At 35.1% G+C, this 26,385-nt stretch carries 30 protein-coding genes; 27 read left to right on the forward strand and 3 right to left on the reverse strand.

Annotated elements, in window-relative coordinates:
- Window positions 1-35 precede the first annotated feature (35 nt).
- From I5435_RS10030 to I5435_RS10065, 8 genes are all read left to right on the forward strand, one after another.
- Window positions 36-926, forward strand: a complete 891-nt coding sequence (locus I5435_RS10030) for a LysR family transcriptional regulator (protein ID WP_337983714.1) — start codon at window positions 36-38, stop codon at window positions 924-926.
- Window positions 927-1,153: 227 nt separating this feature from the next.
- Window positions 1,154-2,389, forward strand: coding sequence for an acyl-CoA dehydrogenase family protein (locus I5435_RS10035; protein ID WP_337983715.1), 1,236 nt, complete (start codon window positions 1,154-1,156; stop codon window positions 2,387-2,389).
- Window positions 2,386-3,162, forward strand: coding sequence for an SDR family oxidoreductase (locus I5435_RS10040; protein WP_337983716.1), 777 nt, complete (start codon window positions 2,386-2,388; stop codon window positions 3,160-3,162). The genes I5435_RS10035 and I5435_RS10040 overlap by 4 nt, the downstream gene beginning before the upstream one ends.
- An 11-nt stretch (window positions 3,163-3,173) precedes the next feature.
- Window positions 3,174-4,220: a phosphotransferase family protein gene (locus tag I5435_RS10045; RefSeq protein ID WP_337983717.1), complete on the forward strand. Its 1,047-nt coding sequence runs from the start codon at window positions 3,174-3,176 to the stop codon at window positions 4,218-4,220.
- A gap of 605 nt (window positions 4,221-4,825) precedes the next feature.
- Complete coding sequence (locus I5435_RS10050) at window positions 4,826-5,491, forward strand: S8 family serine peptidase (RefSeq protein ID WP_337983718.1); 666 nt, start codon at window positions 4,826-4,828, stop codon at window positions 5,489-5,491.
- On the forward strand, window positions 5,469-5,903 hold the full coding sequence (locus I5435_RS10055) for a hypothetical protein (RefSeq protein ID WP_337983719.1): 435 nt from the start codon (window positions 5,469-5,471) through the stop codon (window positions 5,901-5,903). Before I5435_RS10050 ends, I5435_RS10055 begins: the two co-directional genes overlap by 23 nt.
- A gap of 17 nt (window positions 5,904-5,920) precedes the next feature.
- Complete coding sequence (locus I5435_RS10060) at window positions 5,921-6,292, forward strand: hypothetical protein (protein WP_108030898.1); 372 nt, start codon at window positions 5,921-5,923, stop codon at window positions 6,290-6,292.
- Window positions 6,293-6,366: 74 nt separating this feature from the next.
- The gene (locus tag I5435_RS10065; RefSeq protein ID WP_108030897.1) at window positions 6,367-6,765 is read left to right on the forward strand and encodes a hypothetical protein; all 399 of its coding nucleotides are present in this window, start codon (window positions 6,367-6,369) and stop codon (window positions 6,763-6,765) included.
- An 872-nt stretch (window positions 6,766-7,637) separates the two neighbouring features.
- Here I5435_RS10065 and I5435_RS10070 read toward each other — a convergent pair.
- Entirely contained in the window at window positions 7,638-8,207 is a 570-nt protein-coding gene (locus I5435_RS10070; RefSeq protein ID WP_025219394.1) for a GNAT family N-acetyltransferase, read from the reverse strand.
- 774 nt (window positions 8,208-8,981) lie between these two features.
- Between I5435_RS10070 and I5435_RS10075 the strand changes: the two genes are divergently transcribed.
- The 7 genes from I5435_RS10075 to I5435_RS10105 all read left to right on the forward strand — a co-directional run bounded on the left by I5435_RS10075 (window position 8,982) and on the right by I5435_RS10105 (window position 14,911).
- The gene (locus I5435_RS10075) at window positions 8,982-11,585 is read left to right on the forward strand and encodes a cation-translocating P-type ATPase (protein ID WP_024361880.1); all 2,604 of its coding nucleotides are present in this window, start codon (window positions 8,982-8,984) and stop codon (window positions 11,583-11,585) included.
- A 147-nt stretch (window positions 11,586-11,732) separates the two neighbouring features.
- Window positions 11,733-11,954: a WYL domain-containing protein gene (locus I5435_RS10080; RefSeq protein WP_024361879.1), complete on the forward strand. Its 222-nt coding sequence runs from the start codon at window positions 11,733-11,735 to the stop codon at window positions 11,952-11,954.
- Window positions 11,951-13,210: a Y-family DNA polymerase gene (locus tag I5435_RS10085; protein WP_024361878.1), complete on the forward strand. Its 1,260-nt coding sequence runs from the start codon at window positions 11,951-11,953 to the stop codon at window positions 13,208-13,210. Before I5435_RS10080 ends, I5435_RS10085 begins: the two co-directional genes overlap by 4 nt.
- A gap of 11 nt (window positions 13,211-13,221) precedes the next feature.
- Window positions 13,222-13,554: a YolD-like family protein gene (locus I5435_RS10090; protein WP_024361877.1), complete on the forward strand. Its 333-nt coding sequence runs from the start codon at window positions 13,222-13,224 to the stop codon at window positions 13,552-13,554.
- Window positions 13,547-13,894 carry a YhjD family protein gene (locus I5435_RS10095; RefSeq protein ID WP_024361876.1) on the forward strand — a complete coding sequence of 116 codons (348 nt, stop codon included), beginning with the start codon at window positions 13,547-13,549 and terminating at the stop codon, window positions 13,892-13,894. Before I5435_RS10090 ends, I5435_RS10095 begins: the two co-directional genes overlap by 8 nt.
- Before the next feature lie 269 nt (window positions 13,895-14,163).
- Window positions 14,164-14,544 carry a DUF7668 domain-containing protein gene (locus tag I5435_RS10100; RefSeq protein WP_337983720.1) on the forward strand — a complete coding sequence of 127 codons (381 nt, stop codon included), beginning with the start codon at window positions 14,164-14,166 and terminating at the stop codon, window positions 14,542-14,544.
- Between the two features lie 58 nt (window positions 14,545-14,602).
- Window positions 14,603-14,911: a hypothetical protein gene (locus tag I5435_RS10105; protein ID WP_024361874.1), complete on the forward strand. Its 309-nt coding sequence runs from the start codon at window positions 14,603-14,605 to the stop codon at window positions 14,909-14,911.
- A 272-nt stretch (window positions 14,912-15,183) separates the two neighbouring features.
- Here the strand turns inward: I5435_RS10105 and I5435_RS10110 are convergent, their stop codons facing one another.
- Window positions 15,184-15,732: a hypothetical protein gene (locus I5435_RS10110; RefSeq protein ID WP_024361873.1), complete on the reverse strand. Its 549-nt coding sequence runs from the start codon at window positions 15,730-15,732 to the stop codon at window positions 15,184-15,186.
- Between the two features lie 393 nt (window positions 15,733-16,125).
- Here I5435_RS10110 and I5435_RS10115 point away from each other — a divergent pair, with 393 nt between their 5' ends.
- The 11 genes from I5435_RS10115 to I5435_RS10165 all read left to right on the forward strand — a co-directional run bounded on the left by I5435_RS10115 (window position 16,126) and on the right by I5435_RS10165 (window position 25,217).
- On the forward strand, window positions 16,126-16,968 hold the full coding sequence (locus tag I5435_RS10115) for a polysaccharide deacetylase family protein (protein ID WP_337983721.1): 843 nt from the start codon (window positions 16,126-16,128) through the stop codon (window positions 16,966-16,968).
- A 106-nt stretch (window positions 16,969-17,074) separates the two neighbouring features.
- Window positions 17,075-17,629, forward strand: a complete 555-nt coding sequence (locus I5435_RS10120) for an RNA polymerase sigma factor (RefSeq protein ID WP_024361871.1) — start codon at window positions 17,075-17,077, stop codon at window positions 17,627-17,629.
- A 7-nt stretch (window positions 17,630-17,636) separates the two neighbouring features.
- Complete coding sequence (locus I5435_RS10125; RefSeq protein ID WP_025219399.1) at window positions 17,637-18,530, forward strand: DUF3298 and DUF4163 domain-containing protein; 894 nt, start codon at window positions 17,637-17,639, stop codon at window positions 18,528-18,530.
- A 178-nt stretch (window positions 18,531-18,708) separates the two neighbouring features.
- Window positions 18,709-19,089, forward strand: a complete 381-nt coding sequence (locus tag I5435_RS10130) for an SMI1/KNR4 family protein (protein ID WP_337983722.1) — start codon at window positions 18,709-18,711, stop codon at window positions 19,087-19,089.
- A gap of 384 nt (window positions 19,090-19,473) precedes the next feature.
- Window positions 19,474-19,866 (forward strand): hypothetical protein, encoded by a 393-nt coding sequence (locus I5435_RS10135; RefSeq protein ID WP_337983723.1) that lies wholly within the window; start codon window positions 19,474-19,476, stop codon window positions 19,864-19,866.
- Window positions 19,867-19,941: 75 nt separating this feature from the next.
- On the forward strand, window positions 19,942-20,742 hold the full coding sequence (locus tag I5435_RS10140) for a hypothetical protein (protein WP_337983724.1): 801 nt from the start codon (window positions 19,942-19,944) through the stop codon (window positions 20,740-20,742).
- A complete protein-coding gene (locus I5435_RS10145; RefSeq protein ID WP_337983725.1) occupies window positions 20,720-21,520 on the forward strand; it encodes a hypothetical protein in 801 nt (266 codons plus the stop codon). The genes I5435_RS10140 and I5435_RS10145 overlap by 23 nt, the downstream gene beginning before the upstream one ends.
- 797 nt (window positions 21,521-22,317) lie before the next feature.
- Window positions 22,318-22,971, forward strand: coding sequence for an ABC transporter ATP-binding protein (locus I5435_RS10150; RefSeq protein WP_337983726.1), 654 nt, complete (start codon window positions 22,318-22,320; stop codon window positions 22,969-22,971).
- 388 nt (window positions 22,972-23,359) lie between these two features.
- Window positions 23,360-23,791: a MarR family winged helix-turn-helix transcriptional regulator gene (locus I5435_RS10155; RefSeq protein WP_443136945.1), complete on the forward strand. Its 432-nt coding sequence runs from the start codon at window positions 23,360-23,362 to the stop codon at window positions 23,789-23,791.
- Entirely contained in the window at window positions 23,778-24,257 is a 480-nt protein-coding gene (locus I5435_RS10160) for a glutathione peroxidase (RefSeq protein ID WP_025219409.1), read from the forward strand. Before I5435_RS10155 ends, I5435_RS10160 begins: the two co-directional genes overlap by 14 nt.
- Before the next feature lie 219 nt (window positions 24,258-24,476).
- Complete coding sequence (locus tag I5435_RS10165) at window positions 24,477-25,217, forward strand: lysozyme (RefSeq protein ID WP_337983727.1); 741 nt, start codon at window positions 24,477-24,479, stop codon at window positions 25,215-25,217.
- 45 nt (window positions 25,218-25,262) lie between these two features.
- On the opposite strand, the gene I5435_RS10170 is transcribed toward I5435_RS10165, so the two are convergent.
- Complete coding sequence (locus I5435_RS10170; protein ID WP_025219410.1) at window positions 25,263-25,520, reverse strand: hypothetical protein; 258 nt, start codon at window positions 25,518-25,520, stop codon at window positions 25,263-25,265.
- Between the two features lie 256 nt (window positions 25,521-25,776).
- Between I5435_RS10170 and I5435_RS10175 the strand changes: the two genes are divergently transcribed.
- Entirely contained in the window at window positions 25,777-26,196 is a 420-nt protein-coding gene (locus I5435_RS10175) for an ester cyclase (protein WP_025219411.1), read from the forward strand.
- Window positions 26,197-26,385 lie beyond the last annotated feature (189 nt).

Raw genomic sequence — 26,385 nt, forward strand, 5'->3', positions numbered from 1 at the left:
TATAGTTTTAAACTATAAATGGGGGGTAGGTTGTTTTGGATTTAAAACAATTACAATATTTTATCGCTGTTATTGAGCATATGAATTACTCGAAAGCAGCTGAAAAATTGCATATTTCTCAGCCTTCTTTAAGTAATGCTATTAAAAAATTAGAACAAGAAGTTGGTTCTTCTTTACTTGAAAGAAATACAAGAAATTTGCAATTAACCGAAGCAGGTCAGCTTTTATATGAACGAGCAAAAGTTATTTTAAAAAATATGGAAGTGCTAAAAATTGAAATGGACGAGGTCATTGTACATGGTACAAGTGATTTGACCATCGGTGTAATAGAGTCGATTAAGCATTGGTTACCGAAAGCAATTGTCGAATATAAAAAGCGCTATCCACAGATGAAATTTCATTTAGTCGATATTTTAGGTAGCAAGCGTGTCAAGAAATCACTGAAAGGCTATAAAACGCATGTAATTATTACCAATCAATTGATGGACGATGAAGAGCTAGAAGTGAAGTGTTTGTATGAGGAACGACTTGTCGCTGTATTACCTTTACATCATCCGTTAGCGACGAAAGATTTACTGACCATTGCAGATTTAAGCAATGAGCCTTTCATTATTAGTACAGATGGATTTCAAACAAGGCAGGATATTTTGAATGCATTTGAACAAGCGGGTCAAGCAATCAATGTTCAATTTGAAATCGAACGTTTTGAAACGGCTGTATCCCTTGTTCGCGAAAATTTAGGTATTACCATTCTGCCTGAAAACTATTTACAGGGGCCAACCGCGAAGACGATTGTTCAAAAAGAAATTGATTGCCCTAATTTACAAAGGAATGTTTATTTAGTGTATTTAAAAAATCGACATCTGCCCTTTGCAATCCGACAATTCATTGATGGTGTTATACATTATTTTGATAGTAAAAGATAATGTTGACGATATTTTAATATAGTTTTTATTTTTTATGGCTGTAAAAAGAAGACATAATGGAGATGCTTTTTTTAGCTGTTTTTGCATATGAATTTTCTCTTTTATTCAATTTTTTATGGAATAGATGATTGATTTACATGCCGTATAGCGGTAACATTTAATGTAAGAATAAGAATGAATATTCATTCATTTTTCATTCGTGTTGTCAATCAAAGGGGGGCTTTCATATGAATTTTTCTTATAGTGAAAAAGTAGTAGAACTGCAAGGAAAACTGACGAAATTTATGGAGCAGTATATTTATCCAAATGAGGCACTGTATGCGGCACAGGTGGAAGCAATGGCGGATCGTTGGGGAGCGATTCCTCCGATTATGGAAGAATTGAAGCGTAAAGCACAGGAAGCGGGGATATGGAATTTATTTTTACCTGATAGCGAGTATGGCGCAGGTTTATCGAATATAGAATATGCTCCTTTATGTGAAATTATGGGCAGATCATTAATAGCGCCGGAAGTCTTTAACTGCAATGCGCCGGATACGGGGAACATGGAGGTACTTGTACGCTATGGGTCAGATAAGCAAAAAAAAGAGTGGTTAGAGCCGCTATTGCGTGGAGAAATCCGCTCTTGCTTTGCGATGACGGAGCCTGCAGTGGCCTCTAGTGATGCGACCAATATTGAGGCTAGCATTGAACGAGATGGTGATCAGTATATTTTAAACGGTCATAAGTGGTGGACAACCGGGGCTGGCGATCCACGCTGTAAAGTCGCGATTTTTATGGGAAAACATAAGGATTCTACGGCTTCGATCCATGAGCAACAATCAATGATTCTAGTTCCAATGGATACACCAGGTGTCAAAATAGAGCGCATGTTAACGGCCTTTGGGTATGACCATGCACCTGAAGGTCATGGAGAGGTTACGTTTACAAATGTACGAGTACCTGTGGACAATATTTTATGGGGTGAAGGGAAAGGTTTTGCGATTGCTCAAGGTCGTTTAGGCCCAGGCCGCATTCATCATTGCATGCGTCTTATCGGAGCAGCTGAACGCGCTTTAGAAGAAATGTGTAGCCGCTTACTAGAGCGTCAAGCCTTCCATCGACCGCTAGCAGACCAAGGCGTGATGCGTGAACGAATAGCAGAATCACGTATTGATATTGAACAGGCAAGGCTGCTTACGTTAAAAGCAGCATACATGATGGATACAGTAGGGAATAAAGAGGCGAAGGCTGAAATTGCGATGATTAAAGTAGTCGCACCGAATATGGCATTGCGTGTCATCGACCGTGCCATTCAAGCATTTGGTGCTGCTGGCGTTGGACCTGATACGACGCTCGCTGCTCAGTGGGCCAATTCACGCACATTGCGTTTAGCAGATGGACCAGACGAGGTGCATCGTAATACTGTAGCGAAATTGGAACTGAAAAAACATGCCCCAAAGCAAAAGGAGCTGGTAAAATGACTGTTCTTGACCTATTTAGCTTGCAAGGGAAAACCGCTATTGTTACAGGTGGTGGTCGTGGACTTGGTGCACAAATTGCGCAAGGCTTTGCAGAGGCTGGTGCCAACGTTGTGCTGTGCTCACGCAAAGTGGAGGCTTGTGAGGAAATGGCGACACAACTCGCACAATTAGGTGTCCAGACACTTGCGCTTGCCTGTGATGTGACGAAACCAGAGGAAATTGCCCATGTTGTGTCAAAAACATTAGAGACCTTTGGTAAGATTGATATTTTAGTAAACAATAGTGGTGCTTCATGGGGGGCGCCGGCTGTCGATATGCCATACGAGGCATGGCAAAAGGTGTTTGATGTGAACGTCAACGGTACATTTTTAATGACACAGGCTGTTGGTAAAGTGATGCTTGCACAAAAAGCGGGGAAAATTATTAATATTGCTTCTATTGCAGGGCTTGGTGGTACACTTCCTGATTTTATGGATACAATCGGTTATAACGCTAGTAAAGGTGCAGTTATTACGTTAACCAAAGATTTAGCGGTGAAATGGGGACCATCAGGCGTAAACATTAATGCCATTGCCCCTGGGTTTTTCCCAACGAAAATGTCAAATGTTTTAATAGAACGAGGACAAGATTATTTGATGGGGGCTACACCTTTAAAGCGTCTAGGTGCTGAAAATGATTTGAAGGGCGTTGCATTATTTTTAGCAGCTGCAGCTTCGGATTATGTTACAGGTGAGGTGATTGTGGTAGATGGTGGAATGAGTGCAATTATTTAAGGGGGGTTCCTATGGATACGATACAAGTAAGGGCAAGTGAACGAATCGATACAGAGCAATTACATGCTTTTTTAAAGCGACATTTCCCAGACTTACCAGAGGGGAAACTAGAAATTTCTCAATTTAGTGCGGGTCATTCTAATTTAACTTACTGTTTAAAAATAGCGGATTTTGAAATTGTACTTCGCAGACCACCTCTTGGGCCAGTGGCAAAAAAAGCGCATGATATGAAGCGTGAATTTACCATTTTATCGGCGCTTCATCCGTTTTTAGCTGTTGTACCAAAACCATATGTATATGTCGATGATGTCAGCATTATCGGCAGTGACTTTTTCTTAATGGAACGAAAAAAAGGTGTCGTGTTGGACACACGTTTCCCATTAAGGACAGAATCGACAATAGCACTCGCACGTCAATTGTCTGAAAAAATGGTGGAATCACTTGTAGCGCTCCATGCCATTCCATATAAGGAAACGGCTTTAAAGGATATGGTCAAGCCTGAAGGGTTTATGGAACGCCAAGTGGTTAGTTGGGTTGACCGTTATGAGAAAGCAAAAACAGCTGAGCTGTCAGAGGTAGCAGCGCTAACGGCTTGGTTAAAGGCTAATATACCGACAAATAATGAAGCGACAATTATTCACTATGACTATAAGTTCAACAATGCGATGTTTTCACAAGATTACTCAGAAATGATTGGGCTTTTTGATTGGGAAATGACAACAGTGGGTGATCCGTTAGCAGATCTCGGTGTTGCGATGAGTTATTGGATGCATGCAGATGATCCAAAAATGTTGTTGTATGCATTAGGGGAGCCACCGATTACGGTTCATCCTGGATTTTATTCGAGAGAGGAATTTATCGCGCACTATGCGGAGAAAAGTGGTCGAGATGTCTCAACAATCGGCTATTATATAACGTTTGCTTATTTTAAATTAGCGGTCATTTGCCAACAAATTTATTATCGTTATGTCAACGGACAAACGAAGGACGATCGTTTCGCACAAATGGATACAATGGTAGCTGCGCTTATACAACAAGCTGCTAAAAGTATTAAATAGAAGTATAGCTACAGTTTGATTGTAGATAATCCTGCGATTCGGGTTTATCTACAATCTTTTTTGATGGTAGCTAATTTAATTGATAGATAACAACTACAGATTATCCGACACTATAATTTGTAGTTTTAAATTATCCTCTCGCACCAACTTTATTATGCAATACAAAATATTCACGATAAAGAAATAAAAGAGGGGGAATGCATGTTCTTCTTTGGGGGAAGGAACTAGGCAGAAATAGCAAAATCAGTATTTTGCGTAAAAACTTCATCAAGATGTTGCTTTTCTTAGGCTCTCTGAACTCTCTTGTTAAATTCCCTTTTAATAGAACCATCAAATTTAATGTCGAATATTTAAGAAATTCTCGTATTCGAACTGAAAAAAATGTCGAAAAAATGAATTTTAAGAGTAAATTTGTATTAAATGCATTTAAATTTTTAAAATATTCAATTAATATATAATTGTCGAGAAAAACAAAACTATTAAATTATTAAAGGAGGTATATATGAAAAAGTTTCTTTTTTATATTTGCTACCTTAATCATTATCTTAGTGTTTACTCATCATGTTGTATCAGAAAATCAGGAAGTCCAAAAAGAAAGGATTAAGGTGGCAATTTTAGATAGTGGTATTAATGAAGAATTTTTGGAAAGTGTTATTGTTGATGAATTTAATGCTATCGACCCGACATCGCCGACTATTGATGAAATGAGTCATGGAACTCCAATTGCCAATATTATTGAAAATAGTGAGATAGACTTGTTTGATGTAAAAGTTTTGGACAAGGACGGTAAGGGGAAGGCAGATGACTTAGTTAAAGCCATAGAATGGTGTATTGAGAAAGAAGTAAATATTATCAATATCAGCTTTGGATATCAAACGGAAAATTTAGCTGTCAAAACTATTATTGGTGAAGCCGTTGCAAATGGAATTCTTATTATAGCAGCGGCTGGTAACACTTTCGGTTTTGGTGTTGATTATCCAGCAAAATATGATGAAGTGATATCTATTACTGCGACAGATAAAGAATTGAGACGACTTAGTTCAACAGGAAAAGGAAAAATTGATTTTGCCTTTGTGGGAGAAGACGTCGTAGCTATAGACAAAGATGGATATTATAGAAAATTTACTGGGACGTTCTTTGCAACTGCAAAGGCTACTAAATATATTTCCAGTCTAATCGTTGCACAAAAAAAATCGTTAAGTAAGGAATCAATAGTGGCACTGTTAAAGCAGCAAGCAAAAGATTTAGGTGAAGAAGGTTTACAATATTGATACAACTGAATTAAATGCTTCTGTATTACCGGTTTTTGTGTATGTTGTTGGAGGAGTTGCAATTCGAACAACTGCAAGATATGTTCTTGGAATACCAATTAAAAACTTATCTCATAGAGGCTTTAATAGTTTTGACTCTTTAAGGAAATTCTTGGGGAATGCTGGTGTAAATAGACAATGGCATCATATTGTTGAACAATCACAAATTGCAAAGTCTGGCTTTAGTAAAACATCTATTCACAATACTCGTAATATCGTATCCATTGATATACAACATCATCAAAGAATTACAGGATACTATAATTCTATTCAACCTCATACGCAAGGTAAACGAGTAAGGGATTGGTTAGCAGGAAAGAGTTGGGATTATCAATACGATTATGGTATAAAAATTATGGATAGATTACGATAATAACTTGAGGTGATAATGTGCAAGATGAGAAAATATTAGTTGAAGAGTTTATTAATCATTGCTTGATAGCAGAAGAAACTCAGATGACTGGAGATTATAAAAGAGGAAACAAATCCAATAAGGCGCTGCTTGCTATTTTGGAGCAACTAAAGCAATCATCTGAACTTGCAACAGACGTGTTAGATGAGCTGTTTTTACATGAAAATCCTTTTGTCTTATATGTTTGTAGTATTTATGCAATTGTATTGAACTATCGTAGAGCTGAAGCTTTAAAAATGCTTGAAAAGATTGCAGGAATGGAACAGAATATGACCAGTTTTCATGCAAGTATAGTTCTTGAACAATATGAATCCGGCGAACTTTTTAAACTGTATGGTGTAAGTAAATAAGCTACCATTAAGGAAATGGCTTAGCGATGATAGTTGTTGATTTTTTCTAAATTAACTTAAAAGTGGTGATTTAGATGGATAGTCAAATGAGTTTACTAATGGAGGTTCATGATTTAATTGAAGAATACTCTAAAATGGGTGATAGCCTACGAAATCCAGAAAACGCGATAATAGGCATAGAGGATGAGCTTAAATTAAGTGTTGAAGAAGTCAAAGCGTTAAAAGCAAATGAATTTGATTTTCATAGTATTTGTGGCATTGAAAAGATTGTTCGCGATCGGATGCTTTCAACCTTTTTTCACTTTTTCTGTATTGTAGATGGTGTTGGTGATCCTAAATTTAGAAAAGATAATACGGTGTGGTTAGGGCTAAAATTAGAACAGAGAGGTCTAGATGAGGAACGAGAGTATGAGGAATTTCTACATGATATGCTATATGAAGCATATTGGAAATGGCGAGAATTGAAATCTTAAGATTGTAGATTTGATTTGTGGATAGTTTTTAAAAATTCATACAGCTAATCAATAAAAGTACTTTAAACAAGGCTACATCTATCTGTTTAGAGTACTTTTATTGCATTAAAGTGGTTATAGACTGGGCTGTTTACTTGGATACAAATGATGATAGATAAACGTTGCTATTCATTGCTAAGACTATAGAATGATAGCAGTCCTAAACAGAAAATGAAGAGTAATGTAAAAAAAATAAAGAAAATAGTTTTACTTTTCACGAAATTCACCTCTCTCTTACTCTTATCTGTTTCTGAAGTACCTCATAAATGTTCATATGTAAAACTACGTAATTTATATACTAGAATTAAATAACTGAAAAATCAAATAATTAAAAGTTGGAAAGGGTGCATTATATGTCTTACAAATATAATAAATATGTAAGCTTTATTACTGCGATATCTATCCTTGTACTAATTTTATTCGTTACTAATAAAGTAAGCAAAGAGGTGTTTTTACTCTTATTTGCTCCTCTAAGTATAGCAATGCTAATCTTTGGAACTTTGGAGTTTAAAAACACTTTGAAAGATAAAAGAAATATTGATTTACATGCATCAGAAATCATAAGAAGATTAAAAAAGGAATGAAAACGGAGTAGGATGTCTACATTCATACAATAGAAAATAATAGCTTTTGCAAATGTCGGTAAGCTTATGTGATACTCTTGTTGATTACAAAGCCTGACTTGTTAAACTACTAATAGTAGGTGATGATGAGCAGATATTAAACGATTGTAAATTCGGTTTATGGAACCGTTTAACGCTACAAACATGTATGAAGATAAACAAATAAAAGCACGCTAAATAGAATAGTTCTGTTTAGCGTGCCTTTTCAATTTATTTATTGTACTCCTTGTGCAAAATGCTGTAAATTTCCAAATCAACAATACCTTTACCAGACCAGAATGTAGCTTGTCTTAATAAACCTTCTTTCATAAAGCCACTTTTTAAAAGCACTTTTTTTGACGTATCGTTCATCGGCATAACCTCTGCTTGAATTCTATTAATGTTCGCTTCATCAAATAAAAATTTACAAATGGTTTGTACAGATTCCGTTGCAATGCCCTTATTCCAATAGTCCTCTGCTAAATAGTAGCCGATTGTTACCATATTTACTTTTTGGTTAAAATCCATCGCTTCGATTATACCGACTAAAGAATCTGGTTGATCTTTATAAAAAATCCCCCATTTCACTCTATTTCTTTTCGTGAAGTCACGTTCAAAATGACTAATCATTTTTTGGACAGTTTGAATATTGTGTTTCGGGATAATGCCACAATACTGAAATACTTTTTCATTATCGTAGATAGCGAATAACATGTCTAAATGGCTTTCTTCTATTTGTTTAAATTGTAGGTTGCTAGAATGTAATAATGGGAAGCTTTCAAAGATTTTTTCTACATTCATTGGATTTTCTCCTTTGCTTGTCATTTGGCGAAGTTGTTTTAATGATTTGGAATTTTCATTTGGTAAAGTTATTTAAATAAGTATGTATTCAATATTTTCTAGTTAAACCATTATATTGTAAAGTGGGAATTGAGTAAATCTAAAATAAAAAAGCTGCATCGTATAAAATACGCTACAGCTTCGAATTGGTTTGTGCCCTTTGATGGTGCTACTGAAAGCAGTATACCATAGATTACTAAATAATTGTGATATTTATGTATTATAAATCTTTTGAAATCAATGGAAGTACGTGATGTCATCATTTTTAATAGCCAATAACAGGTGTCTGTCACTAGTAATTAGCTTTCTACATATTATGGAAATCTAGTCCTTGATAAGTTTTTTACCCATAGCCCCTCTTGATGCTGAACGTCGAGAGGGGCTTGTTATTTTATTTGCGAGAGCAAAGTTAGCTTTGTCAATCGGACAAAAAATTTAATCTCTCTATCAATTATTATCATACTGGATTAGGACACGGAATAGATTGTTATAGTTCTACTATTAGGAATATGGAGTCGAGAGCAAAAGAGCACATAATTTTTACTATTATGTAACAGAAATCACGGCTTGTAATAGAAAAAATACAAGTCAAAAGGGGCCAAGTGATAGAAACGACATTTTGATAGCTAAAAGACTGTGCAATAAAGATAAAGTTGTTTTCCTTCTATTGCAATAGTCCGCTCTAGGTTGAATAACACAACTATTATTAATAATTTACACTGGAAGGAGAATCAAATGACACAGTATCATCAGCAGTCGTCCGTTGAAGTCATGAATAAACTGAATGTGACCAATCAGGGATTGAGTGATTATGACGTTCAAAAGAGGCAAGAGGTTTACGGGTATAATGTTTTAGAGGAAAGTAAAAAGGTAAGTACACTTGCCGTTTTTTTCGGCCAGTTTAAAGATTTATTAGTGATTATTTTAATGGTAGCGGCTTTTATTTCATTTCTATTAGGTGAAGTAGAAAGTACGATTGTTATTTTGATTGTTATTATTTTAAATGCAGTTCTGGGCACTGTTCAACATGTAAAGGCAGAAAAATCTTTAGGTAATTTGAAAGCACTGTCTTCGCCCATAGCGAAAGTAATGCGTAATAATCAGATAATAGAAATTCCTTCTGAAGATATCGTTGTGGGAGATCTTCTATATTTGGAAGCTGGAGATTATATAAATGCTGATGGAAGATTACTAGAAAGCCATAATCTTCATATTAATGAAAGTTCGTTGACAGGTGAATCATTAGCTGTCGCAAAAAGTGCCGATTCGATTAAGGAAGATGTAACCATTGCGGATAAGAAAAATATGGTCTTCACTGGAAGCTTTGTCACGAATGGACGAGGCGTTGTTATTGTGACAGCTATCGGAATGGACACGGAAATTGGGAAAATTGCTAATTTACTTGATACTGCAAAAGAAAAGAAAACGCCTCTACAAGTAAGTCTAGATCAATTTGGAGAAAAATTAGCTTTAGGCATCACGATGATTTGTGTTGTTATTTTCACAATTGATTTGGTTCGAGGCCGTGAATTAGTAGAATCGTTTATGTTTGCTGTTTCGTTGGCAGTTGCCGCCATACCAGAGGCATTAAGTTCGATTGTCACAATTGTCTTGGCTTTTGGGACACAAAAAATGGCAAAGGAAAATGCTATAATACGAAAGCTTTTTGCTGTTGAAAGTTTGGGAAGTGTTTCGGTTATTTGTTCAGATAAAACAGGGACTTTAACTGAAAACAAAATGGTTGTCCAACATGTATACGTTAATCAGAAAGTGATTCCACACGATCAACTATATATGAAAAATGCAATTGAGAAAGATCTGATTTTAAAGGCGTTATTATGTAATGATGCGTTGGAAAGAGATCATAAGGAAATCGGGGATCCTACTGAAATTGCCCTTGTGAAATTAGGAAAGCAGTATGATTTTGATGAATTACTTGTTAGAGACCATTGTCCAAGGGTGGCAGAGCTCCCTTTTGATTCAGATCGGAAGCTTATGAGTACGGTTAATCGGATTAATCAGCAAAGTATTATGATTACTAAGGGAGCACTAGACGTTCTACTATTCAAAATGTCAAAAATGAATACGTCGCAAGGTCTAGTTAATCTGACGCAAGAACATCGAAAAAAAATCGAAGAAGTGAATCGAGATTTTTCAATGAATGGTTTAAGAGTATTAGCCATTGCATATAAGGAAGTAAGAGAAGGCCGTCCAATTACTGTATTTGATGAAAGAGATTTAATTTTTGTAGGATTAATAGCAATGATGGACCCACCTAGAAAGGAATCGAAGGCAGCCGTTGAAAGCTGTATTAAAGCAGGTATTAAACCTGTAATGATTACAGGTGACCATAAAATAACAGCCACTGCCATAGCCAAACAAATCGGGATTTTACAGGACCCATCCGAAGCGATTGAAGGAGCTGAAATTGAAGGTTTAACGGATCGCGAACTGCAAGAAAAAGTTCAAGATGTTTCAGTTTATGCTCGCGTAACGCCGGAACAAAAAATTCGTATTGTGAGAGCGTGGCAGGAAAAGGGCAATGTCGTTGCGATGACCGGTGATGGTGTCAATGATGGTCCCGCTTTAAAACAAGCTGATATCGGTGTAGCAATGGGAATAACCGGTACTGAAGTAGCGAAAGATGCATCATCTATGATATTAACAGATGATAATTTTTCAACGATTGTCAAAGCAATCTCGAATGGACGAAGCATCTATACGAACATTAAAAATGCGATTTTATTTTTGTTATCTGGAAATGCAGGGGCAATTTTTGTCGTTTTATATGCTACTATATTAGGTTTACCCGTTCCATTTGCACCTGTTCATCTATTATTTATTAACCTACTTACCGATAGTTTGCCGGCCATTGCCATTGGACTGGAACCAAATAATAAAAACACCATGAAGGACAAGCCAAGAGATATTCGCACACCATTGTTAAATAAAGCTTTTACGACGCAAGTTATACTGGAAGGTTTATTAATTGCAATTGCTACAGCTGTTGCTTTTGAAATCGGATTGTCAACAGGAGATACTTTAACAGCTAGTACGATGGCGTTTACTACTTTATGTTTGTCGAGATTAATTCATGGCTTTAATTCCAGATCGAAGCAATCGATTTTTGCCATTGGTGTATTTTCGAATAAATATACTTGGTTAGCATTTTTAATCGGTTTTGTTGCTTTACATGCCGTATTATTTGTTCCATCATTTACGGGTATCTTCGAAGTGGCCGCATTAAGTGGCGCCCAATTAGGCTTTATTTATAGCTTATCGTTTATGCCGTTTTTAGTTAATCAGTGGTTTAAACTATTGTTTGTCAGAAGTAAATAAGGCAACTTCATAAAGTGTCAGGCACCCAAATAGTGCTTGACACTTTTAATATTTCTTTAAATTCCCAGTTGTAAAAAGGAACGTACGTGCGTAAAATATAAATACAAACAAACGTTCTTGTTACGGACGAGGGGAGAAGGATGTTGGATGAAAGAACAGTTAATAAAAGCAATGCAACGCAATCAGTCAGTTCATATGATGTATGTATCCAAATGCGGTGAAATTACAAAAAGGCAAGTGAAAATCATAAAAGTTGTAAATAACTGCTTTTCTGCATATTGCTTCACACGACAAGCAAAGCGTACTTTTATTATCAGCAATGTTCTTGCAATTATTCCAGTTATAACACAAGAGCGTGATGTCGTGTGAATTATGAGGCGATGCCCAATAGACCTATTATGTGTATCGATATGAAGTGTTTTTACGCTAGTATCGTGGCGATGTTACATGGATTAGATGTTTTAAAAACACCAGTTGCAGTAGTAGCGAATTTTGACCAGCCAGGTAGCGTAGTGCTTGCTGCATCACCATTAATGAAAGAGAAATATAAAATCAAAACTGGCAGTAGACGTTATGAGATACCAAAACATCCTGACATTAGATTATTTGAGCCTAAAATGAGTTTCTTTATTCAAATGTCGATGACGATTACAAAATTGATCGCTAATTACGTACCTGTTGATGCGATACATGTGTATAGTGTGGATGAAAGTTTTGTTGATTTAACTGGCACGGAAAAGCTTTGGGGTTCACCCGAAGAGACGGCCAAGGAAATACAAAAGGCTATTCTTGACCAATTTAGTATACCTAGTGCAGTAGGTATGGGACCCAATATGTTAATCGCCAAATTAGCTTTAGACCTTGAAGCAAAGAAAACAGGTTTTGCTAAATGGACGTATGAGGATATTCCAAAGAAACTGTGGCCTGTTCGACCTTTATCTGAAATGTGGGGCATAGGAAAACGAATGGAGGCAAATCTAAATGCTATGGGAATACAAACAGTTGGTGGTTTGGCTAATGCAGATTTAGCAGAATTAGAAAAGTGCTTTGGGGTAATGGGCAATCAACTCTACTACCATGCATGGGGAATAGATCTATCTAAATTAGGGGAGCCGTTAATAACAAACGGAGCATTAAGTTTTGGTAAGGGTCAAATGCTGATGAGGGATTATCACACACGAAAAGAGATTGCGGTAGTGCTTCTAGAAATGTGTGAAGACGTAATGAAGCGCACACGTGATGCAGGGTTTGTTGGCCGTACAATTAGCTTAGGTCTTTCCTATAGTCATAATGCCATGACCAAAGGGTTTCATCGTTCGAAAACCATTGCAGTGCCGACAAGTGAAACGCTTGTGATGTATAAAGCTTGTATTGAATTACTGGATGAACATTTTGCTGGAGAGCCAGCACGACAATTATCAGTCAGAATATCCAACCTAGAGAAAGAGCATAGCATTCAATTGGATTTATTTGATGAACGCAAGCCACAACGTCAGATAATTGGTCCTACAATGGATGCCATACGTAACAGGTTTGGAGCTACCTCAATATTAAGAGCCGTTTCTTATACAAAAGCTGGTACAGCTATAAAACGAGATCGCTTAGTTGGTGGTCATTTGGCATAGGAGTGATTGGAATGATAAAAGATAGAGGGACGATTAAATGGGCATCGATGATGTTGCCAGAACATTTAGAGCTTCTCAGAGAGTACAAAGAAGAGTATATGGAACAGCCAAGAGAATTGACTGAATGGGAACTGGAAGAACTACAAAAAACAATTAATCAAGCTTTTAATCAACAGTTGACCGTTACAGTAGAAGTGTGGAAGGACCATACAATCACACAATGGACTGGTATAGTTAAATCGATGAATACGAATGACCTCATACTTGAAACGCTACTTAAAACGGAGAGTATCCCCATCCCAAATATTCAATCAGCCCAACTGGATGCTGATTACTATGATTAAAGCCGATGAAAGACAGTTACTTCATAAGTATCTTTTGTTAGAGCTAGCAGTTAAATCATTACAGGTTGATTATTGTAAATTAGAGCAGTTTAAAATGAAAACAGTATTTCTTCCAATGATGGATTCATTACTAAAGGAGCTAAGACAAGAATATTTTAATCTCAAACGAGAACTTGCACAAAAACGTATACGAGTAGTAGGTTGGCAACCGATAGATGAATACTTTAGTGACGTACAAGTTGCTACTGCAGGGAATGATGTAGTACTCCGTTATGCAAATCAAGCTCTTAAATCACAGGTGGAGAAGCTGTTGATTAATCATATACGGCGCGTTGAATAAAGAGTGATGACAAAAATTCTTTCAACCTTTATTTATTAGCAAAACCGAAAATACTCCATTTTGCAAAGAGATTTGTCAAAATGGAGTTAATATTTTTAACTAAGTATAAGATTTTATAAAATTTGATTAGAGTCGTATACAACTAAAACACTCGCTAAGGCAAACCGAAAATGGCATTACACGGGTATCTCCAGTTCAAATAAATTTTCTCAAAAATGTATGATATTATACAGTTGAATGGAAAGAAAAATAGAATTGGGAGGTTCAATATGAAAAGTGAAAATAAACAATATGCCATAACTGTTATTACCAATATATTAAAAGTAATGCATCGTAAAGAATATGAAAAAATATTAAATTATGTGGATGAATCTAAAGTGGATGATATTGGTGATTTATTCCATTATGTCCAAGAAACATTAAACTTAAATGGATTGGATTCATTTGATGAATATGGAGCTCCATGTAATTTCCATCCCCAATACGAATATGCACAAATTAACTTTTATGAATTCAAGGACAACAGTGGATTTGCAGTTGATTATGATTTAACTTCAAATTCAAAACGGGCAGATATGTGTTTACAAATGGAGTTTTTATATACGGATAACGGATTAAAAAGTGTTTTTATCACAGTTGACCAACAGTAAAACAATAATTTGAAAGAGTCGCAAATCAACTTATAAATCTAAATTTAAAGGAGAATATATGGAAATATACAATATGAATTTGAATATTCATTATTCTGCACCACAAGAAGTTTGGGATAAGTTGGAGCGTTTATATAGAGAAATGCCTAACTGGAACCACTTTGTAAACGGCTGTCCACAGTGGTATGGTTCAGATGGTAAATTGATAGAAGTAAGTATTGAATCAAGTGGACTACAATTTTATGCTCAATTGCCATCAGAAGAATGGAATGAATGGATTACATTATTTAAGAAACGCGCTACAAAATTATTGGGATATGAAGTGGGCGAACCAGAAGATGGTTTTGCATTTCATTATTATAATTAACTCTCAGATTGTCCATAAACGTAACTTGACAATACATAAGACACCTCGGTGTCTTTTTTATATTATCGACAATTCTTTGCAAGATAAAATTCAATCGTGACATAAGGATTAATGAAGGTCTTCATAACCATATCAACCTTGATACAAGAACAAATGTAAAGCGCATGTTTTGAAATCTTTTTTCAAAACATGCGCTTAAAGTTTGATAAAGAGTGCCATTTATTTGAGAGCGAACGAACAACCACCCGTAGCACGGTGTAATCGACTGACCATCAGGGAGAAAAGACCTCAGGGTTATCGTCTCGCCATGCGCCTATGCAGCCAATTAAACAGGCCGTGTAGCTTCTCATTACGCAATCGATTGCACTATCCGCATATTCAATTGCAATATTTATGTTCGGCTTGCGCCAAGCCAAAATTTGACCAGAGAACCCAGGCCACGCACATTTTTCATCCATTTCAGGTCGACCATATGCCTTTATTGACTCATCTGGTGTTGAGCACATCGTGATTCCCTTAGGAAGCTTTCCAGAAAACGGCTTTTTAATTCGATCATCTGATCCAGGAGCAAGAAAATGTATAGCACCAATAATCCATTCATCTTGATTTGTATAGTGGAGTCCAGTCAAATCATTTATTTTTGAGGCACGATAAATATCAATGCGTATCGATGCTTTTACAGACCAAATAATATCGTCGTTGAAATAGCTGTTCGGGGAAGGCATTCGCTTGACATTGAATGATTGCAGCAAAGCTTGAACATTTTTAGGACTATATGGATGACCAAGCATGTCAATAAGCTGTTCAGATGGTTCTTTCATGCATATTTCACTCCTTTTGCTTCGGTTCAAGGGAACAACACGAAAAAGGCATTCATCCCCTTGAGCCAACTTTTTAATACCCGTACCCCATGTGACGGGGCAAAACGATTGGCAAAGTATTCATTTTTATATTCTACATTACTTCTAATCTTCCCTTCTTCCACTATACGCCTGTCAGCCATTAATGCCGCGTACTACCTACACTATCACATACCGAACTGTAGACCGCATCCACTGCGCATGATGAACACGTGATATTTATCAAGACTTTTCATGCTTTTTTATTGTCCTACAAAATAATTAAAAATTTTTTTAGTTTAATTGAAACTTTTTCAACTCTCTGATTCTCTTCTATATTAAGAAAGAAAAAATAGCAAAGAAAGGTGTATTGGAATGAAAGCAAGGAAAAGAATTAGATGGACAAGATTTGTAGCGGTCATTTTGTTCTTTACTATCATGCTAGGTGCGGGATACTACTTTTTAGGTGGACAAGTTGAAGAGCATGGGCAAGCTGAAAATCTTGCAAGTGATAAGGCAAGATTTGAAGAAAATGATGATAGTGAGGATGTAATAGAGGAAGAAGGGACAGAAGAAGAGGAAGAAGAATTAGAGAATGAAACAGTTGTATTGAATCCTGACGGAAAATATATAGCACTTACATTTGATGATGGCCCGAGTGTCAAAGTTACACCACGCGTTTTACAAACATTAGCGCAGCATGAAGCAAAGGCAACATTCTTTATGTTAGGAAGCAGAGTTGAGATGTATCCAAATATTGCGGCACAAGTCGTTGCTGAAGGTCACGAAATAGCAAATCACACCTTTAGTCATCCAAATTTAAAGAAATTGACGCACAATGAAATGACAGAAGAAATCAATAAAACAAACAAAATTATTGAAGCAACAACAGGTGTAACTCCAACCTTATTTCGACCTCCATACGGGATATACAACCAAGACATTCTAAATTATACCGCGTCAGAAAATTATACTACAATTATGTGGTCTGTCGACTCGTTAGATTGGAAAAGTCGCAACCCAGCAGCTATAAAAAACGAAATTTTAAATCAAATCGCAAATAAATCAGTAGTGTTAATGCATGATATTCATACAGCAACAGCTGAAGCCTTACCAGAAATATTAATGGCATTAAAAAAAGAAGGATATGAATTTGTAACAGTATCAGAACTGTTATCGCTAAAAAGTGAAAAAGTCGATCCCTATTTTGGCAATTGATTGTGCAAAGGAAACGAATGTAGTCCATAAAACCATGACATAATAACAATGTTATTCAACATTCGTATATTGCATTCCCTAGTAACGTTTAACGGGAGGTGAGCCTTTGAATACTCAAAGAATCGAAGAGAAATTTAATGAAATTTATGACAAAACCTATCATCAATGTGTAGTGTATGTCATTAGCAAATGCAATCATACGAGTGTTATCCCGGATATAATACAAGAAACTTATATAGCGCTGTATCGAATACTAAAGGACAAGGGGATTGATTATCTAAAGAACCCAGAGGCTTATGTCATACGAATCGCTAAATCTAAAATCTACCAACATTATTCTTTAAAAGAAAAAGTAAAGCGTATCATACCGTTGTTTGATATAAATAAAGAAGATGAAGAATATAATCATGCAGATACGGACATAGAGCAATATGAAAATGAGATAGAGATGGCAATAGAAAACAAAGAATTATTATCTGACATTTGGAGCTTTTTGCAAACCAAACCTCAAAAAGTGCAAAAGGTATTTTACTTATTTTATTATGCTGAACTTTCAATTCCTGAAATTGCAAAATTACTACATTTAAATCAATCCACGATAAAAAATTATATTTACCGCACCACTCATGAAATACGAAAAAAGTTTGGGAAGGACGGTTGAGGCGATTATGAAGCAGCATGAACGAAAGGTATTAAAACGTGTTATAGAAGAAAACTTATTAAATAAGGAAAGGATACGAAAAAAAGTATTAACAATGGCTGAAAATGAAACGATGCCCAAGAAGAAAGATTTTTTAACGTTTTTTAAAATGAAGTTTATCGTGATTCCTTTAACGGCCTGTCTACTATTCATGTTCTTTGTAAATCTAAGTCCGACTTTTGCTCTGGCAATGTCAAAGGTTCCTGTATTAGGAGCAGTAGTAAAAGTGATTACGATTGATGAATATATAGAAAAGACAGATTCGATTGATGCACATATTAAAATTCCTCAATTCTCTGATATAGGGAATCCATCATTAGAAAATCAGATTAATACGATGATTAAGGAAAAAATTGAGAGCCTTGCTGCGAAAGCAAAACAGGACTCAGCGGAATTTAAGAAAAACTTCCTTGGAGAGGGCGAGGATGCAAGGGATATTAATGAATATACACCTAGCACATACAAATTTGATTATGAAGTAAAAAGCTCAAATGCAAAAATCTTGTCATTTATCATTAATGAAACAGAAACTACAAATGGATTAACATTTGATACAAAGTATTTTTATAATATTGATTTAACAACAGGAAAGGAACTAACGTTAGAAGATTTACTAGGAAAAGATTACGAAAAAATAGTAGATCCAGAAATAGAGCGTCAAGTGAAGGAACGTGCGAAGACCGATGAAAATCTTTGGTCGTACTATCAAGAATATTATTCTTCAAAGGGAGATGGTGGAATAGACGAATATACGTCAAAAAACTTCTATATTAATGAACAAGGAAATCCAGTCATCTTTTTCTATGAATATTACATTGCTCCACCCTATGCTGGTCCACAAGAATTTGAGATTAAACGCTAAACATATTAAAACAACAGAGAAAACCCAGTTCCCTCTACAAAAGGTACTGGGTTTTCTATAGTATTTCGTCGATAAAGTAACTATATTGCAAATATTATCATTATTTCTGTTTTAACGAAAATTACGAGGTACTACATCTCCTTGGTGGGTAAACTATTAGAAATTAGGTGAAGATAATATGTCGATTGAATTAATCTTAACAGCATTAAATAAAAGGTTAGATAAAGAGAATAGCATTATCATACAAAGGGAGAATGGAGAAATTTTAAATGTAACCTGTGATTGGAATTGTCCAATATCAAATCATGAACTACAGGAATTCACTTTAAAAACTCAACATGTTTTACCGAAAGAATTGTGCTTATTTTTAAAACAAAGTAATGGAGCGAAATTATTTAATGATGATGGTCTAGGTTATGATTTCTTTGAAATATTTAATTTAAGCCAGATATTAAATTATATCCATGAATATGAGACCAATATATACTATCAAAGTGCCTATGATAAAAATTGGTTTATGATGGGTAATTATAGAGGATATGGTGTATATGTTCGTTGATTCTCAAAAAGTTGCTAATGGGGAGGATGATTATCTTATCTTTGTTCATGAAGGAGACATTCAAAGGTTACCTATGAACTTTGAAACTTGGTTGGACAGATTTATTGTTACACAGGGAGCTAGATATTGGCTATGGTAAAACTAGCTAAACAGTATAGAAATAAAGCGAGTAAACGAAGATCAGCTACTTAATTTAAATATTAGTAGCTGTTTTTTTGTATAAAACGAAAATATATCAACTTTAAAGCAAATGGTATCTTTAAATCTATTAAATGTATTTATTTTAACAAAATTCACTTTACAAAATAAACAGAATCCTAATAAAATTAAGATAATTGAATGGCCGGAAATAGTGAAACAAATTACAATTTGGAGGAAAGAAAAATGAAGAAGTACCAACTTTTTGCAAGTATTGTAGCTGTTAGTTTGTTGACTATAGGATTTGGTTCATTTGCAAATGCATCCCCTACATATCATGGGTATTCAGGGAAAGTTCCGATTATTAATGATTTAGAGACCCTTGATGCTGTTAAAGAAACTACAGGTAGTGCATACAATTTAGTTTCGTATATTCAAAGAGGAAAATTAGTGTCATGGGTTGAAAAGGGAACTAGCAATGTTCCGAATAAAGTGGCATACAAAGAGCGCAAAGTTGTTGTGATGGATTATTTAGGTAATGCAAGTTCATTAGTAGGTGAGAAAGTTCATTTAAATATGTCAACTTCTCCTGGCACATTAGAAACAGTAGATACTGTGGGAACGTGGACACCTAATTAATAGATAATCAAAAAAGCTACTCAATTTTTGGTCATTCAATCCAGTGATTAAATGGTGAAGGTTGAGGTGTTTGCGTTGACAATGTATATCAGGCAAGAGTTTAGAAGAGCGTTGTTATCGAGAATGGGACTGGCCACAATGGCATCGTCTATTCTTCTCGTGTTTATTGGTATGCTGGAATCATTAATATGGATTCATAGCGGAGTGATTTCAATTGTTTATTCTTTTTTGCAGGGGTATAACGCTGGAACTGCATCCTTTATTGTTCTAGCATTCCCAATAATCGCATGTATGCCGTTCGCTAGTTCATATCGAACAGATATTCAGACAGGATTTCATCATTATATTCAATACCGTATGAAAAAAAGCCACTATATGACAATTCGTTTAGCTGTGAATGCACTTACTGGGGGAATAGCTGTTGCAATTGGTCCTATGATGGCTTTTGCTTTTTTAATGGTGTTAAAGCTTCTATTAAATGTACCGATGTTAGGACACAGAGACCAATCTCAACTAGGCCCTGTGGTTTTTTTTCAAAGTATGGGTGTAAATTCGCCGATGATGATGATGGTTATAATGATTGGAATTATGTTTTGTTGTGGCATAATTTTTGCAACGCTAGGTTTAGGGATATCAACGATTATTCAAAATAAATATATTGCGATTTTCGTACCGTTTATTTATTTGATTCTTTCTGTCACAGTATTGGCGAAAATTCATCCTGCTTTCAATGCGATGGCATTGTTTGATGTGGACCTAATTGACCAATATCAAATAGGACAAACTTTTCTATATGGCGTAGTGCTTGTTGTAGTAGGGATAACACTATTTTTTATAGGAGGGGCAACAAAGATTGAAGAGCGGTTTAAAGAGTAAAAAACGATTAAAGTTATACTTATCCAAAAAAAGTATATTATTCGTTTATATTGTGTTGATGCTATACTTTTTCAATTTATTACAATCGACAAAAGTAGTCGAAGGAAATATCTTTGACTTATTATTTCATCTTACGGAATTTCATCCTCTGTTTTATTTCATCTTGCCGGCATTTTTAATCATTCTAATATCGTTATTTTCATTAGGGCATGTGCAGAACTATTTGTTAATTCGATTTAATACGAAACGGCAATGGTATCATGTCATTCTTTTACAAATAGCAAAGTCCGTTACATATTTCTGTCTAATGCTTGTTGCTATCATGATATTCGAAGCTGCATTTGTATTAGATTTTACTAACCAATGGAGTAATTATAGTGTTCAGCACTATAAACACCATACGGAGCTATTGAAGAACAATACACCTCTTGTTTTGACTGCGATGTCGGTCATTCTTCTATGGTTGTTTCTATTTTTTTTCGGAATGCTTTTTTACATAAGCTACTTGTTTACAGGACGGATTTTATTAGCTTGTTTAGCTGTTCTTCTAGTCAATCTAGTCAACATAGGTGTGTCATTATCAAAAATAACACTGATGACTTCCTATTTATTTTATGACAACATTAATATCTTTCAATATACCTATAATGTAATTTCTGAAATAAGTGAACTTCCATCTACCATTCTATTATATTGGATTGTGTTAATTATGATTTTTTATTTAATTGGATTTTACTGTATCAATAAAAAGGATATGTATATTGGAGAGAGAAAATAATGCTAAAAACACTCTTTACTTACTATTTATGTTCTTTCTTTAAACTGAAGTATGTTCTTTGTAGTGTTGGCATCTTTGTGCTGAATAGCATTGTTGTTTATGCTTCATATGGTGATTTTACCCCAAGTGGCTATGTAAATCAGATTGTATTTATGTTTTATATGCCTTTAAATTTCCAATTTAACTCATTGCGTTGGTTGTTGATCTTTATTCCTATTCTCCTATTGCTTAGTTCCTTTATTTTACGAGAGCTACGTGCCCATCCAACTTATCTTATTCTAAGAATGAAAAGCTATCGTGATTGTTTTCATAGCATGTTTCTTGCCTTATGTATTAGCATAATTGGAACAATTGGAATGGGATATGGGATAACAGGAATACTTGTTTTCATTTTAAATAGTCGAATAGTGAACCAAAGCGACATTAATTTATCGTTGTTCCTAACCACGAATGGATGGCAATTCCTGTTCAATCATTTTATGCTATTTGTGTTGACGTTCGTGTTATTATTTATAGTCCATACAATTTTTTCGTTTATCGTCAATAATGTTGTCTTCGCAATGTTTCTCGTTATTATTAGTATGATTTCTTCGGTTGCTGTTGGCTATTTATTTCCGCCTATTCTAAAGTTTTTACCGCTAACTTATTTTTTGCTCGGCTTGTGGGAATTACAGGGAATATCCTTTGCGTGGTTTAATACTATAATCGCGCTATGTATCGTGTTGTCCTATAGTGTGCTTTATGGCCTTTTTATTAAATTGAGAGAAAAAATAGTTGGGTAAAAGGAGGTTGTATTTATGACCATACTCGAAATACATAATTTACATAAAAAGATAAAGGGTCGTCAGTTGCTGAAAAATATAACATTAGTCATTGATAAACCTGGAATTTATGGGATTGTCGGCAGAAATGGTTCAGGTAAAAGTTTATTATTTAAGACAATTGCTGGACTTTTTGTTCCGAGTAGCGGCACTGTAAAAGTGTTTAATGACATTATCGGCAAAGGTAATTTTCCGAAATCTTTTGGTGCATTATTAGATACGCCTGGATTTCTAACCCAATATTCAGGTTTTCAAAACTTAAAGATACTCGCCTCAATTCAGAATAAAATCAGTGATCAAGATATCAAAAACGTTTTGACGTTAGTTGGGTTGGATTATAATGATAAAGGACCGGTACGGAAGTATTCATTAGGCATGCGACAAAGGTTAGGGATTGCACAGGCAATTATGGAAAATCCCAAATTACTATTATTGGATGAGCCGATGAATGGATTGGATCAATCGGGTGTAGCGGAAATGCGAGACATGATTCTGAACTTTAGAAAGCAGGACATAACCATCCTTTTAGCAAGCCATAACCCTGAAGATATTGCCTTACTTTGCGATGAGGTTTATAAAATGGATGGAGGGGAGTTAGTACGTTATTCAAATCCAGTGAGACTATCATAGCTCAAGTATGAAGTGGGCTATATAGCCGAGCCGATTGAAAAACCGCTTATTAGAAGGAACATCCATGGTGATAAGAAACTCTACATCTCTTTCAAAGGATGAGCTAAAAGAGCCCTAGCAAGAAGAAGGTGATGAGGAACTTGAAAACAAGCACGCATAAACTTAAGAAAATCATAAGCCGTACTTTAATTTAATGCATTCTCTACAGTATTGAAGACCGTTCTAACGGTCTTTTTTAGTTAGCATTTCCATCATTATCGGAATGTCCAGTTGTTAAACAGTTCAATAAATTGACATATACATCGTATACGATATAAAATAAAAATACATCGTATACGATGTATTGAGAGGTGGATAAGAAATTAAAGCATTTTTACTTGAAAATCAACTGTGTTTTGCTGTATACAAGGCAGCTAACCAATTTACAAAGTTATATCGGCAAGTGCTGGAGCCATTTGGTTTGACATACCCGCAGTATTTGGTGCTACTTGCTTTATGGGAACAAGATAGTCTAGTAGTTAAACAAATTAGCGAAAAATTGAGTTTGGGCATAGGCACGTTAAATCCAATATTAAATAAGCTTGTTGATAAAGGATGGGTGACGAAAGAAACATCGTCTAAGGATAAACGTGCTGTAATTATTTCTTTGACTGAGAAGGCAAGAGCAACTGAAACGTTGATTACAGAAAAGTTAGTGGAGAAAATGGCACATTGTGATGCTTTGACAGTAATAGACGGTGATTTAAGGGCACAGTTGCAAAATTTAAATGAATTATTAACTCAATTAAATAACATGGAGGTAAAAGATGAGTATTTATGATATCAATGTAACATTAGAAGATGGTTCAGAATATAGTTTAGAAAAATACAAAGGTAAGGCTTTGTTAATAGTCAATACTGCAACAAAATGTGGTTTAGCTCCACAATTTGAAGAATTAGAACAATTGTATACTACTTATCGAGATATGGGGTTAGAAGTGCTAGGTTTTCCATCTAATCAATTTAAGCAAGAAATGTCTTCAGCGCTGGATGCCGCTGAAGCTTGCCGTTTAACGTATGGCGTTACATTTCCTATGCATGAAATTATCAAGGTAAATGGTAAAGAAGCACATCCTCTTTATAATTATTTAAAAACGCATTCGAAAGGCTTCTTAGGAAGTAATATTAAATGGAATTTCACAAAATTCTTAGTTAATCCAGAAGGAGAAGTAGTAGCTCGATTTGGTCCAACTGATAAGCCAAAAAGCATTGAGTCGGATATAAAAAGAGTTTTGAATTTACACTAATATTGAAACAGCGAAAAATGCGGTTTTAACATTTTCAAAAGCCCTTCCTATTATGGAGGGCTTTTATTTTGAATGTGGGTATTCCAAAAGCTTCATATTGTTACTTAATTGTATAAATGACGATTATATTTCCTTGTTCTGTATCTATGTAAACGTTCGGATATTAAGAATTGAATAGACTAGAGAAGGTGCAGAAAAAGAAAGGGGGATAATAGATAGATGGAAATTTCAAATAATGCACTAAATCTCATAGCGAAGTGGGAAGGGTTTCGCTCCGATGCCTATATAGGTCCTGACAATGTTTGGACCATCGGCTACGGAACAACAAAATGGCCAAGTGGCAAAGCAGTTGAAAAGGGGCAAACCATTACAAAAGAAGATGCGTGGGAACTATTACGAAAGCAAGCACAAGAGCATGCTACTACCATTGGATACTATGTTAAAGTACCACTTAACCAAAATCAGTACGATGCACTGGCAAGTTTCCAATATAATTTAGGACGATATATTTTAAGAAATAGTGCCCTATTAGTATATTTAAATAATAAGCAATGGGAACAAGTAAGCAAAGAAATGCTATTATACTGTAATGCTGGTGGAAAAAAGCTACAAGGGCTTGTGAATCGTCGTCTAGACGAAATTGCCCTTTTTTTAAAGCCTGTTGTTATAATAGATGTAAGTAAAAAAATAGAATATATTGAGATTGACAAAGAGCCAAAGAAATTCCGTATTCAAAGTGGGAAATATAATAGTCAAGAGGCAATGTTAGCTGCGATGAACGACGCATTAAAACAATATTATTTAGCGTATGCAGAACCAGTAAAAGGTAGCTCAAATGAAAATGGCTGGCGTTTTATAAGTGGTTGGTATAACGCAATAGAAGAAGCAAAAATCATTGCCCAGCGCGCTATTTTAGCAAATAAATTAAGTTACGCAACGATTCGTGGGACAACGCTTTAGGGTGTCAGGCACACAAACAATTCTGAATTGTTTGTGTGCCTGACACTAAACTTTTCTTGAATGTTTAAGTTTATGTAGTTCCTTTGTTAAATATTGAACTTGTTTTTCTAATTCATCAATTTTGTTTGAATTATTATTATTATTGTTGTTTGATTTCTGTGCTTCCTCCAATGCCATTATTGCTGCGATAGTAGCTAAGACATCTCCTAATGTAGTAATAATTCCCGCAATAACTGCTAGCTTAGCAGCATCATTTTCCATACCCGCTAAAAGATCAGTAAAATTATCCTTGTTTTTACTCATCTTTTCACCTCCCTAACCGAAAATCCTTATTACATCTTATTCCTTATCCATTTTTTAATTCGGGAGTTTAAATCAAAAGTTAGGCATAAAATGGTTTAGCTCCTATATTAAACACTTTTGCTAATGGACAAAGTGATGATTTTGAGTACAAAATAAGATAAACGTTTCAATTTATAAGCGTTCGCATTATGATTAATCATGGAAATATTTAATGATCTTCACCAAAATATATAGTAAAGTTCAGTGGAGGGTTCAAATGACACCAAAGCAAATTGTTGAGAAATTTTTTAAAGAAGTACGTTCGGGGCGTAATCCAGATTACGCAGTGGAATTAATGGCAGAGCAAGTATTGGCCCACCAAGTAATCTCTGAAGAGGAATTAACAGTACTAAGAACGCCTAAAGAATACGCTGATCATGTAAAAGAAATGATAGAGGCTTATGGTGACTTCTCATTAGAAATTCAAGAGTTGATGGTCCAAGATTTTAAAGTTTATGTTCGCTGGAAACAGGTTGGCAAGCATATTGGTGAAGTTGATGGATTTCAGCCTACAGGTCTTCCAGTCATTGAAATAGCAAGTGCTGTATACCGCATTGAAAATGAAAAAATAGCAGAATATTGGATTCAAATTGATCGTGCTGGTATGGAAAAACAACTGGAACGCAATAAAAATTAATAACATCCCTAGTGTTTGGAAATATTTTGGGCAAACCGACCGCTTTCTCTTTTATAATCTAGTGCTAAAATTAAATATTCGATTTAAAAACAGAGTTAATTCTACATAGATTAATTCTGTTTTTTGTATTGCTTGGTCAAGCTTAAAACTTCGAGAGATTAGGTTAATGATATTATATATTATGGATTT

The sequence above is a fragment of the Lysinibacillus sp. C5.1 genome (assembly GCF_016350185.1).
Lineage (GTDB): Bacteria > Bacillota > Bacilli > Bacillales_A > Planococcaceae > Lysinibacillus > Lysinibacillus sphaericus.